The organism is Streptomyces sp. NPDC007901 (assembly GCF_042959465.1).
Taxonomy (GTDB): Bacteria; Actinomycetota; Actinomycetes; order Streptomycetales; family Streptomycetaceae; genus Streptomyces.
Genome location: NZ_JBIBKW010000004.1, coordinates 192,009 through 208,243 on the forward strand (window position 1 = coordinate 192,009; position 16,235 = coordinate 208,243).

General features: G+C 73.3%; 15 protein-coding genes and 5 tRNA genes. 8 read left to right on the top strand and 12 right to left on the bottom strand.

Annotated features, from left to right (window positions below; translation table 11 throughout):
• Positions 1-145 precede the first annotated feature (145 nt).
• On the top strand, positions 146-706 hold the full coding sequence (locus ACFZDK_RS15510) for a CGNR zinc finger domain-containing protein (protein WP_390972782.1): 561 nt from the start codon (positions 146-148) through the stop codon (positions 704-706).
• A gap of 56 nt (positions 707-762) precedes the next feature.
• Here the strand turns inward: ACFZDK_RS15510 and ACFZDK_RS15515 are convergent, their stop codons facing one another.
• Both ACFZDK_RS15515 and ACFZDK_RS15520 read right to left on the bottom strand, forming a co-directional pair.
• A complete protein-coding gene (locus ACFZDK_RS15515) occupies positions 763-915 on the bottom strand; it encodes a hypothetical protein (protein WP_167450005.1) in 153 nt (50 codons plus the stop codon).
• 165 nt (positions 916-1,080) lie between these two features.
• Entirely contained in the window at positions 1,081-1,527 is a 447-nt protein-coding gene (locus ACFZDK_RS15520) for a hypothetical protein (RefSeq protein ID WP_390972784.1), read from the bottom strand.
• A gap of 245 nt (positions 1,528-1,772) precedes the next feature.
• On the opposite strand from ACFZDK_RS15520, the gene ACFZDK_RS15525 reads away from it, so the two are divergent.
• Positions 1,773-2,300: a DsbA family protein gene (locus tag ACFZDK_RS15525; protein ID WP_390972785.1), complete on the top strand. Its 528-nt coding sequence runs from the start codon at positions 1,773-1,775 to the stop codon at positions 2,298-2,300.
• 159 nt (positions 2,301-2,459) lie between these two features.
• Here the strand turns inward: ACFZDK_RS15525 and ACFZDK_RS15530 are convergent, their stop codons facing one another.
• The 3 genes from ACFZDK_RS15530 to ACFZDK_RS15540 are packed head-to-tail and all read right to left on the bottom strand — an operon-like array spanning position 2,460 to position 5,201.
• Complete coding sequence (locus ACFZDK_RS15530; RefSeq protein ID WP_390972787.1) at positions 2,460-3,284, bottom strand: GNAT family N-acetyltransferase; 825 nt, start codon at positions 3,282-3,284, stop codon at positions 2,460-2,462.
• A gap of 55 nt (positions 3,285-3,339) precedes the next feature.
• Entirely contained in the window at positions 3,340-4,161 is an 822-nt protein-coding gene (locus ACFZDK_RS15535; RefSeq protein ID WP_390972789.1) for an aminotransferase class IV, read from the bottom strand.
• A complete protein-coding gene (locus ACFZDK_RS15540; protein ID WP_390972791.1) occupies positions 4,158-5,201 on the bottom strand; it encodes a chorismate-binding protein in 1,044 nt (347 codons plus the stop codon). The genes ACFZDK_RS15535 and ACFZDK_RS15540 overlap by 4 nt, the downstream gene beginning before the upstream one ends.
• Before the next feature lie 178 nt (positions 5,202-5,379).
• Between ACFZDK_RS15540 and ACFZDK_RS15545 the strand changes: the two genes are divergently transcribed.
• The 5 genes from ACFZDK_RS15545 (at position 5,380) to ACFZDK_RS15565 (ending at position 5,850) form a co-directional block, all read left to right on the top strand.
• Positions 5,380-5,452: transfer RNA gene (locus tag ACFZDK_RS15545), tRNA-Gly, on the top strand.
• Positions 5,453-5,490: 38 nt separating this feature from the next.
• Positions 5,491-5,564, top strand: a tRNA-Cys gene (locus tag ACFZDK_RS15550).
• Between the two features lies 1 nt (position 5,565).
• Positions 5,566-5,637 (top strand) — tRNA-Val (locus ACFZDK_RS15555).
• A gap of 35 nt (positions 5,638-5,672) precedes the next feature.
• Positions 5,673-5,744 (top strand) — tRNA-Val (locus ACFZDK_RS15560).
• Between the two features lie 34 nt (positions 5,745-5,778).
• Positions 5,779-5,850 (top strand) — tRNA-Val (locus ACFZDK_RS15565).
• Positions 5,851-5,982: 132 nt separating this feature from the next.
• Here ACFZDK_RS15565 and ACFZDK_RS15570 read toward each other — a convergent pair.
• The 4 genes from ACFZDK_RS15570 to ACFZDK_RS15585 form a co-directional block, all read right to left on the bottom strand.
• Positions 5,983-6,270 (bottom strand): zf-TFIIB domain-containing protein, encoded by a 288-nt coding sequence (locus tag ACFZDK_RS15570; RefSeq protein ID WP_390972792.1) that lies wholly within the window; start codon positions 6,268-6,270, stop codon positions 5,983-5,985.
• 155 nt (positions 6,271-6,425) lie between these two features.
• Positions 6,426-7,352 carry a phosphotransferase gene (locus ACFZDK_RS15575; protein WP_390972794.1) on the bottom strand — a complete coding sequence of 309 codons (927 nt, stop codon included), beginning with the start codon at positions 7,350-7,352 and terminating at the stop codon, positions 6,426-6,428.
• Between the two features lie 442 nt (positions 7,353-7,794).
• Positions 7,795-7,971: a hypothetical protein gene (locus ACFZDK_RS15580; protein ID WP_046726640.1), complete on the bottom strand. Its 177-nt coding sequence runs from the start codon at positions 7,969-7,971 to the stop codon at positions 7,795-7,797.
• Positions 7,972-8,179: 208 nt separating this feature from the next.
• Positions 8,180-8,455: a hypothetical protein gene (locus tag ACFZDK_RS15585; protein WP_355711013.1), complete on the bottom strand. Its 276-nt coding sequence runs from the start codon at positions 8,453-8,455 to the stop codon at positions 8,180-8,182.
• A gap of 196 nt (positions 8,456-8,651) precedes the next feature.
• Here ACFZDK_RS15585 and ACFZDK_RS15590 point away from each other — a divergent pair, with 196 nt between their 5' ends.
• The gene (locus tag ACFZDK_RS15590; protein WP_390973407.1) at positions 8,652-9,977 is read left to right on the top strand and encodes a protein kinase; all 1,326 of its coding nucleotides are present in this window, start codon (positions 8,652-8,654) and stop codon (positions 9,975-9,977) included.
• Positions 9,978-9,983: 6 nt separating this feature from the next.
• Here the strand turns inward: ACFZDK_RS15590 and ACFZDK_RS15595 are convergent, their stop codons facing one another.
• From ACFZDK_RS15595 to cobT, 3 genes are all read right to left on the bottom strand, one after another.
• Positions 9,984-10,802, bottom strand: coding sequence for an RNA methyltransferase (locus ACFZDK_RS15595; RefSeq protein ID WP_093505269.1), 819 nt, complete (start codon positions 10,800-10,802; stop codon positions 9,984-9,986).
• A gap of 92 nt (positions 10,803-10,894) precedes the next feature.
• Complete coding sequence (cobA, locus tag ACFZDK_RS15600) at positions 10,895-12,127, bottom strand: uroporphyrinogen-III C-methyltransferase (RefSeq protein WP_390972797.1); 1,233 nt, start codon at positions 12,125-12,127, stop codon at positions 10,895-10,897.
• Between the two features lie 281 nt (positions 12,128-12,408).
• The gene (gene cobT, locus ACFZDK_RS15605; RefSeq protein ID WP_390972799.1) at positions 12,409-16,131 is read right to left on the bottom strand and encodes a nicotinate-nucleotide--dimethylbenzimidazole phosphoribosyltransferase; all 3,723 of its coding nucleotides are present in this window, start codon (positions 16,129-16,131) and stop codon (positions 12,409-12,411) included.
• Positions 16,132-16,235 lie beyond the last annotated feature (104 nt).

A 16,235-nucleotide genomic window follows, 5' to 3' on the forward strand; every position in this document is an offset into this window, starting at 1 on the left:
TGTGCCCCGGGAACCTCCGCGGGGCCCTGGCCGTTCTACGGGACAGCCATCAGTGGGGCAGGGCACGGCGCGGGGCCGCCGTATGTCGCTACCATCGGCCACCATCGGCGGGCGCCCGCCCGACCCCCAGGCCAGGGAGCGAAACGTGCTGATCACCCACGACACCCGGTGTTCCCTCGACGCTGTGGTGGATCTGGTGAACACCGCGCCGGAGGACGACACGGCGGTGGACGGGCTGCCCGATGTCCCGGCCCTCCAGGATTTCGTACGAAGCCACGACATGAGCGATGTCGGTGTGCTGTCGGAGTTCGATCTGTCGGCGGTGCGCAAGATCCGCGGACGGTTCGCGGGGATCTTCGCCGCCCCGGACGCCCGGACCGCGGCCGGGATGATCAACGAGCTGGTCGCGGCCGCCGGCACCACCCCCCAGCTCACGGACCACGACGGCTACGACTGGCATGTGCACTACTTCGCGCCCGGCGCCTCGGTGGCCGACCACCTCGCCGCCGACTGCGGGATGGCACTCGCGTTCTTCGTCGTCGCCGGGGAGCAGGAGCGGCTGCGGCGCTGCGAGGCCCCGGACTGCCGGCGCGCCTTCGTCGATCTCTCCCGCAACCGTTCGCGCCGCTACTGCGACAGCCGGACCTGCGGAAACCGCCTGCATGTCGCCGCGTACCGGGCGCGCCGCAAGGAGGCGGCGGGCTGATCGGCGGGATGCCGACGCCTGCCCCGGCGGATGGCGCCGGGACGGGCGGGTACGGCTCACAGCCACAGCAGGTCGTGCAGCGCAGCCATGAGGAGCAGACACCCGATCACCGCAAGGAAGATCATCAGCGGTGGCTGGGAAAGGGCGAAGAGGCACCCGCGCGGCTCGTCCTTCGGCGGCGCGGCCTCGCTCTGTTTCGTGTCCAGCATCTCGCGGCGATGATGACCTAGAAGGCGCCCGCCGCGCGATCAACACGCCCGCAATGGGCGGTAGTTCGCCGAATTCCGCGATGTCCGTTTCGCTTCCGCTCGCCCGCTGAACGGTTACGTGCGTGCCGCGGGCGCACTGTGTCGTTTCAATGCCTTATGTGAATGTCATATGCCGTGCTTCTTGAGGATGGCCTCGATGTCGCTGAAGTCGTCACCCGAGGTGCCCCCGCGGGGCGCCGCCGCGGGCTTGGCCGCCGGACGGGTGGCAGGGCTCAGCGAGGGGGCCGAGGCGGTGGGGGCGACGGCGTCACGCTGCGCACCCCGGGCGGCCGCCTTGCGCTCGGCACGGGTGCCACCGCGCCGGCGCTCCACGGCACGGGTCGTGGAGAACAGGGCCCAGGCCACGCCGAGCACACCGAAGCCCGCCCAGGCGGTGGGGCTGAACGCGGTGTCGGCGAGCCAGCCGACGACTCCGGTCATGACCAGGCCGACGGGCACGAGCGAGTAGGCGGCGATACGGGCGGCCGCCAGATACCGCTTGCGGTACGCGGTGACCACGGCGATGCCCAGGCCGGCCGCGGACACGGCGGAACAGACTGTCTCGGCGATCATCCGGTCCTCCTGGCGGGCTGGGTCGGGCATGCGGAGCCTCGGGCGCGGCACGCGTGGTGCTTCGCCCCTTCCATCGTGCACCGCCCGGCCCGTGCGATCCATGCCCAGGCCCGACAATCAGGGCGATCTCGGGGTCCTCTCCGGGTCGTCTCCACCCCAGGTACGAGCCCCCGCCCCATCGGCCGTCGGCCGCCGCCCACCGTCTCGATTGGGTGGCCGGAGCCCGGCCTGGAAGACTGGCGTTCATGAACGACTCCTCCCCCGCCCCCGGCACCGCCGGCGCCCCCGTCCTGGACGTCTGGTGCGAACTCCAGTGCCCCGACTGCCGCAGCGCCCTGGACGACGTCCGTGCCCTGCGGGCCCGGTACGGCGACCGGCTGGAGCTGCGGCTGCGCCACTTCCCGCTGGAGAAGCACAAGCACGCGTTCGCCGCCGCGCAGGCCGCCGAGGAGGCGCTGGAGCAGGGGAAGGGCTGGGAGTACGTCGAGGCGGTCCTCGGCCGGGTCGAGGAGCTGGACCGCCGGGGCGAGCCGTTCCTGGTCGAGGTCTCCCGTGAACTCGGCCTGGACGCCGAGGAGTTCGACACCGCGCTGATCGACGGCCGGCACATCCTGATCGTCGACGCCGACCAGGCCGAGGGCAAGGCCATCGGCGTGACCGGCACCCCGACCTATGTCATCGGCGGCGAGCGCCTCGACGGCGGCAAGAGCCAGCAGGGCCTGCGGGAGCGCGTCGAGGAGATCGCGGACCGGCTGCTGGCCGGGCAGGACTGACCGGAGCCCGGGATCAGGCCTCGTTGCCGGTTCAGGTCTTCGTAGCCGGCGCAAGCCCTCGTACCCGGCCCACGCCCTCGTACCCGGCGCACGCCCTCGTACCCGGCTCAAGCCCGCGCAGCCGGCTCAGTTCCTCGCGGCCGGCTCACGTCCTGGTGGTCAGATCAGGTCCTTGTAGAAGGAGTGCGACGTGGTGACGTACCCCAGCGAGTCGTAGAGCCGCTCGGCCGGGGTGTTGCCCGCGAAGACGTTGAGACCGAGGACGCTCCCGCCGGAGGCGATCACCTGGTTCTCGGCGAGCAGCATGAGGGTGCGGCCGTGCCCATGGCCACGGTGGGCGGCGTCGGCCTCGACGTCGTACACCCACGCGCCGTTCTCCCGGAAGGCCACCCACAGGACGCCGACGCGGGTTCCCTCGTGTTCGAGGACGCTGAACCGCATGCCCTCGGTGGCGTGCCCCCGGGGCAGCAGCTTCTCGTGGCCGATCCGGGAGTTCTCGTAGGCCTCGGCCTCGGGCACGCCGTATCCAATCCACATGCGCGCGTAGTGCTCGGACTCGTAGGCGAGCCATGCCTCGAACTCGGCCTGGGTCATGTCCCGGCCCCGGCTGCCCGCCGGCAGCGCGTGCGGGGTCTCGCCGAGCTGCTTCTCCATGCCGCGGTTGCGCAGGACGTAGCCGAGCGCCTGCACGAGACGCAGGGCAGGCTCCGCGGCGGCGGGCACGTACGCCTCGATCTGCCGGCAGCCCCAGCCGCGCGCCACCTCCTCGGCGGCGAGCGCGGCCACCGTGCCCCGGCCCCGGCGGCGGTCGGGCTCCTCGACCCGCAGGTCGACGATGCGGGCCACCCGGGCACCGAGGTTCGGCGAGGTGCCGAGGTGGAGGGTGCCGACGGGCCGGCTGTTCACACATACCTGGAAACGGCGGGAGGGCGCCCCGTCGGCGTCGCGCTGGAGCGGCTCGGTCGGCCGCAGGGTCGTGGTCATCAGGGGTGTTCTACCCGTGGAGGGGCCGCGCAGCAGCCCATTTTCACGGCAGCCCCTACGGCTCCAGGTCCTCGCCCGACCGCTCGTCGAAGATGCGCATCGCCTTGGCGGTCACCGGGCCCGGGGTACCGGGGAGTTCACGGTCGTCGACGCGGTGCACGGCCTGGATGTCGCGCAGGGTGGAGGTGAGGAAGATCTCGTCGGCCCGCTCCAGGACGTCCAGCGGCAGATCGGTCTCCTTGGCGCCGGTCCACTCGACGGCCAGGGCGCGGGTGATGCCGGCCAGGCATCCGGAGGCGACCGGCGGGGTGTGGATCTCACCGTCGAGTACGACGAAGACGTTGGAGCCGGTGCCTTCGCAGAGCTGCCCGACCGTGTTGGCGAACAGGGCCTCGGAGGCGCCGTGTCGGTTCGCGCGGGCCAGGGCGACGACGTTCTCGGCGTACGAGGTGGTCTTCAGGCCGGTGAGGGCGCCCCGCTCGTTGCGGGTCCAGGGGACCGTGATCACGGCGGTGGAGTCGGCACGGCGGCTGGTCTCGCCGAGGGCGACCACCAGGGTGGGCCCGCGGTCGCCGCGGTCGGAGCCGAGGGGCCCGTGGCCGCCGGTGTAGGTGATGCGCAGCCGGCCCAGCGGCATCGGGTTGGCGGCGAGGACCGCCGCGCAGGCCCGGCGCACCTCGTCGTGGTCGGGGTCGGGCAGGCCGAGGCCCCGCGCCGAGCGGGTCAGCCGGTCGAGATGGCGGGTGAGCGCGAACGGCTTGCCGTCCGTCGCCTTCACCGTCTCGAAGATGCCGTCCCCCACGGTCAGCCCGTGGTCGAAGACGGAGACACGCGCGGACTCGGCGTCCTGCAGCTCGCCGTCCAGCCAGATCCTCACCCGAGGCCCCCTTCGTTCACGTCGTACGTACCCGACGCTACCGCGAGCAGCCGGGCGGCCTTCAGTTCGGTCTCCCGCCATTCACCCTCCGGGTGGGAACCCCAGGTGATCCCGGCGCCGGTGCCGAACCGGAGCATGCCCTCGTCCCGGTCGATCCAGAAGGTACGGATCCCCACGGCCAGCTCGCCGACACCCCGGTCCGCGTCGACCCAGCCGATACCGCCGCAGTACGGGCCGCGCGGCGCGGTCTCCAGGGCCTCGATGATCCGCAGCGCGCTGGACTTCGGCGCGCCGGTGACCGAGCCGGGCGGGAACGCGGCGGCGAGCAGCTCGAGCCAGCCGGCGTCCGCGCGGAGCTCGCCGCGGACCGTGGAGACCAGATGGACGAGCCCCGGGTGCTTCTCCACGGCGCACAGGTCGGGGACGGTCACCGTGCCGGTGGCGCAGACCCGCCCGATGTCGTTGCGGACCAGGTCCACGATCATCACGTTCTCGGCGTAGTCCTTCTCCAGGAGGTCCGCCTCGGTGCGGCCGGTGCCCTTGATGGGTCCGCTCTCGACGGTCCGTCCCGTCCGGCGCAGGAAGAGTTCGGGTGAGGCGGTCGCTATCTCCACGCCGTGTCCGGGCAGGCGAATCGTTCCGGCATACGGCGCCGGGTTGCCGCGGGCCAGCAGTGCGGTCAGGGCGTCCACGTCCGCGTCCGGGGCGACCGGCGCGGACAGCACCCGGCAGAGGTTGGCCTGGTAGACCTCGCCGGCCGCGATGTGCGCCCGGATCCGGGCCACGGCCGCCTGGTACGCGGCACGGTCCAGGGACGATGCCCAGTCACCGGCCGCCGGGCCCCGCCACTCCCCCGCCACCGGCGCGGGCACCGGCTCCTGCCGTACGTCGGCGAAGCGGGCACAGGTCAGCCGGCCCTCGAAGTCCGCGCACACGGCCCAGAACCCGGTGGAGTCGAGGGCCGCGGGATCGTCGGTGACGTCGAGGAGACCGGTGGCGACCTGGTCGCCGAACCGGGCGAGGGGAGGGAGACGGAGCACGTCGTCGAGTCTATGGCGGGTGTCCTGGGGGTGGCCCGGGCATGTCGCCGAGGGGGTCCCGGCCACGTAGTCGGCCGGGTCCGGCGCAGCACGCTGCGTAAACGCGTTTTTGTGCTGGCCGGGGAATCCGCTAGAGTTCAACACGTCGCCGGGACGCGAGAGCGGACCGAAACGACAGGCGGACGTAGCTCAGTTGGTAGAGCGCAACCTTGCCAAGGTTGAGGTCGCGAGTTCGAGCCTCGTCGTCCGCTCGAAGGAAACAGGGGTCTTCCCGATCCCCTACACTCCTGGTGGAGTGGCCGAGAGGCGAGGCAACGGCCTGCAAAGCCGTCTACACGGGTTCAAATCCCGTCTCCACCTCCAAGGACGATTAGCTCAGCGGGAGAGCGCTTCCCTGACACGGAAGAGGTCACTGGTTCAATCCCAGTATCGTCCACTGGATCTTGGTCTGACGATCGAGCATCCGACCCCGCGCGATTAGCTCAGCGGGAGAGCGCTTCCCTGACACGGAAGAGGTCACTGGTTCAATCCCAGTATCGCGCACGCAGTGCCCGTGATCTTCGGATCATGGTCCCGAGGACGATTAGCTCAGCGGGAGAGCGCTTCCCTGACACGGAAGAGGTCACTGGTTCAATCCCAGTATCGTCCACACGATGAAGAAGCCCCGGCCGTCTCGAACGGCCGGGGCTTCTTCGTGCGCCGTGGCGGCGGGTGGGCGGGCGGACCGGTGCGCCCGCCCGCTCGCGACGGGCCTGCCGGGCGCACCGGGCTCAGACCGGACTCAGCTGGAGAAGAGCATGTGCGCCCAGCTCTTGTTGTGGTGCCCGCCGTGGTGACCATGACCGCCGTGGTGGCCGCCGTGGTGCGGGGCGCCCCAGGCCGGCGCGGGCGGCGCCGGGTAGGCCTGCGGGGCCGGCGGGACGGGCTGCGCCCACTGGGCCTCCATCTGGGTCAGCGCCTCCAGCTCGCCGTAGTCGAGGAAGATGCCCCGGCAGCCGCTGCACTGCTCGATCTGGACGCCACTGCGGTTGTAGGTGTGCATCGGCGCATGACACTTCGGACACTGCATGGTCGGCTCAACTCCTCGCCGGTCAAAACTTCTTCGCGGTTCTCCCAGGACAGACTCCGTCCGCGCCCGGTCGGTTGCACCCTACTTCGGGAATTCGAGGGTCAACCGGGCGGGGATCAAGGTCATTCGGCGGAGTGGTACGGGATCACCGTGGGTCATTCCGGGGCCATCCGGGCACAAGCATCGATCAGGGACTGCTCGACCTCGTCCAGCGGGCGGTCCGCCGCGATCGCCTTCGCGAGATAGCGGGCGGACGTCTGGACGGTGAGGGCACGGGCCGGGACGTCCAGGGCGGGCCAGGGGTCGCCGTCCCCCGGTACGGCCGGGCCGCCGGCCGCGCGGTAGGCGGCGAGGAAGCGGATCCAGTCCTCGGGCGGGAGCAGGCCGCAGGCGTACCAGGAAGCGGGACGCGCGAGGTCCCAGGCGGGGACGCCGACGCCGAGGTCGTCGACGTCGATGAGCCGCCAGGGTCCGTCGGGCGCCGGGTGCCGGACCAGCTGGCCGAGGTGCAGATCGCCGTGGCACAGGGCGGGGGTGCCGGGCATCGGAGCCTCGGCACGGGCCCAGTCGGGCAGGGCGGACCAGGCGCGCAGGACGGGCGGGGCCGCGGGGTGCGGGGGTGAGGCGGCCAGCGTCTCGCGCAGGCGGGCCATCGCGTGGGCGGCCTTGGCGGGGCCGCGCATGGGGGGTGTGCCGGGAGTGGGCGTTGTGCGGTGGAGACGGGCGAGGAGGGTGGCGGCGGCTTCCCAGGGGGCCTCGGCCGGGTCGCCCTCCGGGTCGACCGGGGCGCCGTACGGCCAGAGGGTGACCGGGCGGGCGCCGGCCAGGGTGGCCGGGGTGGGCGCGAGCGGGGCGAGGAAGACGCCGGGGAGGAGGGAGGCGGTGGCGAGGCGGAGAGCGAGGGCGGCGGGGTCGGTGCCGGGGGCGTGGGCCTTGGCGACGGTTTCCGCGTGGCGCAGGACCGTGGTGTCGGGGCGGTGGGCGAGGGTGGTGGTGCCGCAGGCACAGGGGGTCGCCGGGCCGGGGTGGGCGGCGGCTCTGATCTTGGCGGTCAGTTGGGGGAGTACGTCTGCGGTCGTCACGGGGCCTCGGGGTGCGGTTCGCTGCGGTGGTGAGGTGAGCGTACGTGGGTGTCGTGGACCGGGGTGGGGGCTGGGGCGGGGGGCGCTTACCGGCGCCGGCAGGGTGCCGCCCTGGGGGCACCTCCCAGGCCCTTAAGGCACTGGGGGAGGCACGACTGCCCGCGGCTGGACAGGAGAGACGGCTGTGGAGCGCCCCTTCAGGGGCGCTGGGGGTTCCCCCCGGCCGAAGGCTGGGGGAGGAACTGCGCGACCAGCCCCCACCCGCCCGCGGCCGAACATCCACGCGGCCCTCGTTCACACCGCCCCGCGCACGCAAAAAGCAATGCCGGCGCAGCTCCCCAGCTGCGCCGGCATTTGTGCCGTCCGCCGCACCCCCGTCCCCACGGGGTTTCATGGGTGGATGTCCCCGCCCGGACCGCTCTTCCGGGCCTGGGGTCGCCGCTCAGCGCCCCAGCATCACTCCCACGGACGACGCCTGTGTGGCCACCGTCTCCCAGCCGTCGAAGACGAGGAGGAGCAGGGCCGCCAGGGGGAGGGCCATGAGCGTCGCCACCAGTGGGTGGCGACGGCCCTGTCGGCGGGGGCGGGTGGTGTGTGTCCGCTGTGCCGTAAGGGCCATGGTCCCTCTCCTGACCGTTCTCAGTTGTCTTGGCAGCGGCGGGTGTCTGACCTCGGGGGACGAGTGCTGCACCCGCCGCTTGACCTCAAATCTAGGCGCGCGGCGCCCGGCGGACGTCATGCCCTCGTATCGAATCGCGGGCCTCCGAGAGGATGAGCCATGACCTGCGGTCTACTCCCCTGGGTGGAGACGGTGGCCCGGTCTCGTCCTACGTCTCGGGGTCTTCCCCGAGGGGGTGCCCGGTCCTTCCCTGTTTTTCCGAGCTGTCCTCACGGGGCACCGGCTGCTCGACGAGGGCCAGGACCCGGGTGGCCATGAAGCGGGCGGTACGGACGACGGTCCCGTTTCGCGTGACTTCGCTCACTTCCACCACCCCTCGCCGTACCGCCGTCTCCACCCGGCGGCCCGCCCTGCTCGCCACCACCTCGTACGTGCGGGTCGTGTCACCGGCGTCGACGACTATCTCCACTCGGTCACCCTTCACAGCTTCAATCCCCCTTCTGTGACGGCTTGTTGGAGCAGACGGGTGCTCAAAGGCGCCGAATACGGCGCCTTCCTGACCACTCCTCAAGTCTCGCACCCGGCACTGACAATCCATCGGGCCGAGAGGGCGCGGCCTCTGCGCACGGGCGGCCCGGTAAACGTAAGCTGTGCCACGTCAAACGGACCGGGCAGCGGGGATGAACATGGCGATGATGCGCCTGAGGCGCGAGGACCCGCGCGTCGTCGGCTCGTTCAGGCTTCACAGAAGGCTCGGCGCCGGTGGCATGGGCGTGGTCTACCTCGGCTCCGACAAGAAGGGGCAGCGGGTCGCGCTGAAGGTGATCCGGCCCGATCTGGCGGAGGACCAGGAGTTCCGGTCGCGTTTCGCCCGCGAGGTCTCGGCGGCCCGCCGGATCAGGGGTGGTTGCACGGCACGGCTGGTCGCGGCGGACCTGGAGGCCGAGCGGCCGTGGTTCGCCACCCAGTACGTGCCCGGGCCCTCGCTGCACGACAAGGTCGCCGACGAGGGCCCGCTGCACGCGGCCGAGGCCGCGGCGGTCGGGGCCGCGTTGTCCGAGGGGCTGGTCGCGGTGCACGAGGCCGGGGTCGTCCACCGGGATCTCAAGCCGTCCAACATCCTGCTGTCCCCCAAGGGCCCGCGGATCATCGACTTCGGCATCGCCTGGGCCACCGGGGCCTCCACGCTCACCCACGTCGGTACGGCGGTGGGCTCCCCCGGCTTCCTCGCCCCCGAGCAGGTGCGCGGGGCCGCGGTCACGCCGGCCACGGACGTGTTCTCGCTCGGCGCGACCCTGGCGTACGCCTCGACCGGTGACTCGCCCTTCGGGCACGGCAGTTCCGAGGTGATGCTCTACCGCGTGGTCCACGAGGAGCCGCACCTGCACGGCGTACCGGACGCGCTCGCGCCGCTGGTGCGGGCCTGCCTGGCGAAGGACCCGGAGGAGCGGCCGAGCACGCTGCAGCTCTCGCTCCGGCTGAAGGAGATCGCCGCGCGCGAGGCGCAGGGGCTGCCCGCCGTGCGGCCGCCGGCGCCGCGGGCCGCGGAGGCGGACCGACCCACCGGGCGGCTCGCCGAGACCTACCCCGAGCCGCAGCGCACCCAGCGGCGGACGCAGGGCACGCCGGTACGCGGCACCAACCCGCCCTCGCGGGGCGGCAGCGGTCCGCGGGTGAACGGCGGTGTGCCGTCACGGCCGGGCGGTGTACGCCCCACGCCCGCTCCGCACGGCAACGGCAACCGGACCGGGAACGGCAACCGGACCGCCTCGCGCGCTGGTGGCGGGCGTCCGGCGCCGCGTCCCACGGGTACCGGACGGCGGCCTGCCAATCCGCGGCTGCTGCGCCAGCGGCTGTTCGTGTTCGTCGTGGTGACCCTGCTGGTGGCGCTGGGCATCGCGCTGGCCCAGGGCTGTTCCGGACCGGCGCACGGGATGGGTGTCGAACCCGGTGGCGCCGTGTCCGGTGGTGCCGCACCCGCGAAGACCGTGGCCCTGCGGGAGTAGCGGGCCCTACGCCTCGGGGCGGCCGGCGGTCACCGCGTAGAAGGCGACCGCGGCGGCCGCGCCCACGTTGAGGGAGTCGACGCCGTGGGACATCGGGATGCGCACCCATTCGTCGGCGGCGACCAGGGCCTGGGTGGAGAGGCCGTCGCCCTCCGCGCCGAGCATGAGCGCCACCCTGTCCATCCGGTGCGGGGCGGCCTCGTCGAGGCTGCGGGCCTTCTCGTCCGGGGTGAGGGCGAGCAGCGTGAACCCGGCCTCGCGGACCGAGTCCAGCCCCTTGGGCCAGGTGTCGAGACGGGCGTACGGCACGGAGAAGACCGCGCCCATCGAGACCTTCACGCTGCGGCGGTAGAGCGGGTCGGCGCAGTCGGGTGAGAGCAGCACCGCGTCCATGCCGAGAGCGGCGGCCGAGCGGAAGATCGCGCCGATGTTGGTGTGGTCGTTGACCGACTCCATGACGACGACCCGGCGGGTGGTGCGCAGCAGTTCGGTCGCCGTGGGCAGCGGCTTGCGCTGCATGGAGGCGAGCGCGCCGCGGTGCACGTGGTAGCCGGTGACCTTCTCGGCGAGCTCCGGGCTGACCGCGTAGACGGGGGCCGGGAGTTCGTCGATGACATCGCGCATGACGTCGACCCACTTGGCGGACAGCAGCATCGAACGCATCTCGTAGCCCGCGTCCTTCGCCCTGCGGATGACCTTCTCGCCCTCGGCGATGAACAGGCCCTCGGCCGGTTCGCGCTTGCGGCGCAACTCGACGTCGGTCAGGCCCGTGTAGTCACGGAGGCGCGGGTCGTCGGGATCCTCAACGGTGATGAGATCGGCCACAGGGTGATACTGCCTTGTCCTGGGTGGGGTGCCAATGGTCTGGAACGGGTTGTGTTACCCGGGGTTACGTCGATGCCCGAGCCGGTGCCCTTTCAGGCCGCCGGGTGCGGGCCGACGTTCACGACCTCGCCGATCACGATGACCGCCGGAGGCTTCACCTCCTGTGCGCGGACCACCTCCGCCACGGTGGCGAGGGTCGCGTCGACCCGGCGTTGAGCGGCCGTCGTGCCCTCCTGGACGAGGGCGACGGGCGTCTCCGGGGACTTGCCGTGGGCGACGAGCGTCTCGGCGATCTTCCCGATCTTGTCGACGCCCATGAGGACGACGAGGGTCCCGGTGAGTTTCGCGAGGGACGGCCAGTCGGCCAGCGAGCGCTCGTCGTCCGGTGCTACATGGCCGCTGACCACGGTGAACTCGTGTGCGACCCCCCGGTGGGTGACCGGGATACCGGCGGCGGACGGTACCGAGATCGAGCTGGAGATGCCGGGCACGACCGTGCAGGGGATCCCGGCCTCGGCGAGCGCCTGGACCTCCTCCATGCCCCGGCCGAAGACGTAGGGGTCGCCGCCCTTCAGTCGTACGACCGACTTGCCCTGCTTCGCGTGCTCGATCAGGGCGTTGTTGATGGCCTCCTGGGCCATGTAGCGGCCGTACGGGATCTTCGCCGCGTCGATCACCTCGACGTGCGGCGGGAGTTCGGCGAGGAGGTCGCGGGGGCCGAGGCGGTCGGCGATGACGACGTCGGCCTCGGCCAGCAGGCGACGGCCGCGGACCGTGATCAGGTCGGGGTCGCCGGGGCCGCCGCCGACCAGGGCGACGCCGGGGGTGCGGGTGCGGTGGTGCGGGGCGACGAGGGTGCCGTCACGGAGGCCCTCGACGACCGCGTCCCGGATGGCGGCGGTGTGACGGGGGTCGCGGCCCCGCGCGTCAGTGGTGAGGACGGCGACCGTGACGCCCTCGCTGTGGCCGGTCGCGGGGGTCCAGGCGGTGGCCTGGTCCGCGTCGTCGGAGCGCACGCACCAGACGCGGTGCCGGTCCGCTTCCGCGGAGGCGGCGGTGTTGGCGTCGGGGTCGCTGGTGGCGATGAGGGCGTACCAGGCGTCGGTGAGGTCGCCGTCCTGGTACGGCCGCCTGGTCCAGGTGATCTCTCCGGTGTCCGCCATCGCCTCGACCGAGGGGGTCGCTTCGGGCGATACGAGGGTGATCTCGGCGCCCGCCGCGATGAGGGCGGGGAGACGGCGCTGGGCTACCTGGCCGCCGCCGAGGACGACCACCTTGCGGCCGGTGAGGCGGAGGCCTACGGGGTAGGCGGGGTGTTCGGCCATGAGGTGCGGCTCCTCTTGAGGCGGCGGTGCGATAGCCCTGACGTGGGCATTTTAAGCGGGGCGGGGTTTCGGCGGGTCAGGTGCCCGGTGGCTGGGCGTTGCCTGCCGGGTGCACGGCGGTGGGTGGTTGTGCCCACCCGTTCCGCCATGGGGGTCCCCCAGGCCCTTAAGGCACCGGGGGCGGAACGCCTGCCCACAACCACCGGCCAGCTGCCGTAGGAACCCGGAGCTGTAGTCCCCTTGCCTCTCCGTGGCTCCCGCTACTTCTCTGTCGACTCGCGCTACTTCTCCGTCACGCCCGCCGAGTCGAACGTGGCCACCTCGTGCATGGCCCTCGCCGTGCTCTGGACCAGCGGGAGGGCCAGCAGGGCGCCCGTGCCCTCGCCCAGGCGGAGGTCGAGGTCGACCAGGGGGCGCAGGCCCAGCTTGTTGAGGGCTGCCACATGGCCCGGTTCCGCGCTGCGGTGGCCGGCGATGCAGGCGGCGAGGACCTCGGGGGCGATGGCGCGGGCCACCAGGGCGGCGGCGCCGGCGCTGACGCCGTCCAGGATCACCGGGGTACGCAGGGACGCGCCGCCCAGCAACAGGCCCACCATCGCCGCGTGTTCGAAGCCGCCGACGGCCGCGAGGACACCGATCGGGTCGGCCGGGTCGGGCTGGTGGAGTTCCAGGGCGCGGCGGACGACCTCGGTCTTGCGGGCGAGGGTCTCGTCGTTGATGCCGGTGCCGCGGCCGGTGACCTCGGAGGGGTCGGCGCCGGTGAAGACGGAGATGAGCGCGGCGGACGCCGTCGTGTTCGCGATGCCCATCTCGCCGGTCAGCAGCGCCTTGTTGCCGGCCGCCACCAGGTCGCGGGCGGTCTCGATGCCGACCTCGATGGCCTGCTTGGCCTCCTCGCGGGTCATCGCGGGACCGGTCGTCATGTCGGACGTACCGGCACGGACCTTGCGCGGGAGGAGACCCGGCGTGGCCGGGAGGTCGGTCGCCACGCCGACGTCCACCACGCACACCTCGGCGCCCACCTGGCCGGCGAACGCGTTGCAGACCGCTCCCCCGCCGAGGAAGTTGGCCACCATCTGGGCGGTGACCTCCTGCGGCCAGGGGGTGACGCCCTGGGCGTGCACCCCGTGGTCGCCGGCGAAGATCGCGACGGCCGCGGGCTCCGGGATCGGCGGCGGGCACTGCCGGGACAGGCCGGACAGCTGGGCGGAGATGATCTCCAGCATGCCGAGCGCACCGGCGGGCTTGGTCATCCGCTTCTGGCGCTCCCAGGCCTCGCCGAGCGCCTTGGCGTCCAGCGGGCGGACGCTGGCGACGGTCTCGGCGAGCAGGTCGTGCGGGTCCTCGCCGGGCAGCGCGCGGCGGCCGTACGTCTCCTCGTGGACGACCCAGGACAGCGGGCGGCGCTTGGACCAGCCGGCCTGCATCAGCTCGGGCTCGTCCGGGAACTCGTCGACGTAGCCGACGCACAGGTAGGCGATGACTTCGAGGTGCTCGGGCAGCCCGAGTGCGCGGACCATCTCCCGCTCGTCGAAGAAGCTGACCCAGCCGACGCCGAGGCCCTCGGCGCGGGCGGCGAGCCAGAGGTTCTCGACGGCGAGCGCGGCCGAGTAGGGCGCCATCTGCGGCTGGGTGTGCCGGCCGAGGGTGTGGCGGCCGCCGCGGGTGGGGTCGGCGGTGACGACGATGTTGACCGGGGTGTCGAGGATGGCCTCGATCTTCAGTTCCTTGAACTGCTTCGCGCGGCCCTTGGGAAGGGACTTGGCGTAGGCGTCACGCTGGCGCATGGCCAGTTCGTGCATCGAGCGGCGGGTGTCGGCCGAGCGGATGACGACGAAGTCCCAGGGCTGGGAGTGACCGACGGAGGGCGCGGTGTGGGCGGCCTCCAGGACGCGCAGCAGCACCTCGTGCGGGATGGGGTCGCTGCGGAAGCCGTTGCGGATGTCACGGCGTTCGCGCATGACCTTGAGGACGGCCTCGCGCTCGGCGTCGTCGTAGGCGGGCGCGGCCGGGCCGGTGGACTGTCGTGCTTCTGCCACGGGGGCCGTGCTCTCTTCCTGGTCGGCGACCCTGGTCTCCAGGTCCTCCGCTTGCTGTACGACGTCGGGGTGGGGCTCCGCCACGGGTCCGGGCTCGGCCTCGCGGGGGGCGGGGACGGTCGCGGCCGGTTCCGGCGCCGGCTCGCCCTGGTCCTGCGCGGGGAGGACCAGGGGGTGCGGCGGGGTCGGGGCGAGGTGCGGGGTGGTCGGCACCTGGCCGTCGACGGCGACGAACTCGCCGAGGGGCTGGTCCGGCACCGGCTCCGCCGGGACGGCCGCGGCCTGCGGCTCCGGGGCCGCCGGGGCCTCCTCGGCCGGGGCGCCCTGCGTCTGGGGACCGGCGAGGGGCACCTCGACCTGCGGGACGGGCTGCGCCTCGGCAAGGGGTACGACGACCTCGGCGGGGGCCTCGGTGCCCACCGGCTCCGGGGCGAACGGCACGGGTTCCTCGGCCTCCTGGGCCACGGGAGCGACGGGAGCGACGGGCTCCGGCGGCTGCGGGGCCTCGGCGACGGGCTCGGGGACCGGCGGGGCGGATTCCTCGATGACGGCCCCCTCGGACGGCACCGGCGCGGGCGGTGCGGCCACCACCGGCCGGGCGGGCTCGGCCACGACGGCCTCCGGGACCGGGACGGGCGTTGCTGCCACGGTCTCCGGCGCCGGGACGGGCGTTGCTGCCACGGTCTCCGGCGCCGGGACGGGCTCAACGGCCTGCTCGGGTACGACGGGCTCCTCGACCTGCGGCTCCGGCGCAACCGGCAGCTCCGGCGCAACCGGCGGCACGGGCTGCGGCGGCTCGGCGGCGACGGCCTCGGCGGCCACGGACACCGTTTCGGCGACCGGCTCCGGAACCACGGGCTCCATGAGCTGACCGGTCTCCTCCACCACGGCCACGGCTTCCGGCACGACGGGCTCAACGGCAGCCGCCCCGTCACCGGGCACCTGTACGGGTACCGGCGCCTGCGGAATCGGGGGAACGACCGCGGCCGGTACCGGCTCCGGTGCGGCCACGGCCTGCGGCGCCACCGGCTCGGCCACGGGAACCGGAACGCTCCCGTCGACCGGCTGGGCCGCGCCCTCCGGGCCGTACCCGCTCTCGGGCGGCGCACCGGCGGCGGCCGACACCTCGGCCGCGCCCGCCGCCATCTGCGGCTCCGCCGCCACACCCGCGTCGCCCGCCTCCGCGGCGAGCCGGGCGACGGTCGCGTGGGCGACGCCGGACGGGGCGGGAGTCAGGACCTGCTGGGCCACCGCGGGCTCCGGCACCAGAACGGCGGGAGCTGCCGGGACGGCAGGGGCGGCCGGCACGGCAGGAGCGACGGGAGCGACGGAGGACACGGTCTCCGCCACTGGAACAACCGTTTCGGCAGCCGGGGCCTGCGCGCCCACCTGTGCCACCGGAGCGGCCTGCGGGACGGCTTGCGGGACCGTCTGCGCCGCGCCCCAGGGCGCGGCGGCCTGCGGTACGGCCTCGCGCAGCGGCTGGGCGTCGAGGTACTCGGGGCCGCCGGACGTCGGCGGGCCCGGCTGCCGTACCGGTACGCCCGCCGGGCCGCGGTCGGCCAGGGAGCGGACCGGGCTGGTGGAGGTGTCCGGGATCGGCGGGCCGAGATGGAGCGGGCGGCGCGGGGCCGGGGCGGCTGCCGGGTCGTGCGGCACCGAGAGGATCGGGGACGCGGGGACCGAGCTGGGCAGCCGGACGCCGGTGAGGTCGACCGAGCCGCTGTCGCGGCCCGCCGTCTCGTGCGGGCCGGGCTCGTGGACGGCCTCCACGACCGGTTCCGGCGGCGGCGGCGGCACTTCGTTGCCCCAGGCGCCCTGGGCGCCCGGGAGCAGCAGTTCTTCGTCCTCGGCGGGCGACTCGGAGAGGTAGGTGTACGCGCCGTGCGCGGAAACGCCCGGCTGTTCCACCATGCCTGCGCTCTCCGGCAGTCCCTCGCCCGGGACCTGGCCGGTGTCCGTCATGCGTACCCCTCGCCCATCGGTTAGTGCCTTCTACGACCAGCTCACCCGGGGCGGCGCACCGACCGCCCCACAGTGAAGAACGAGCGTGCGTGCCCAGCGGCACG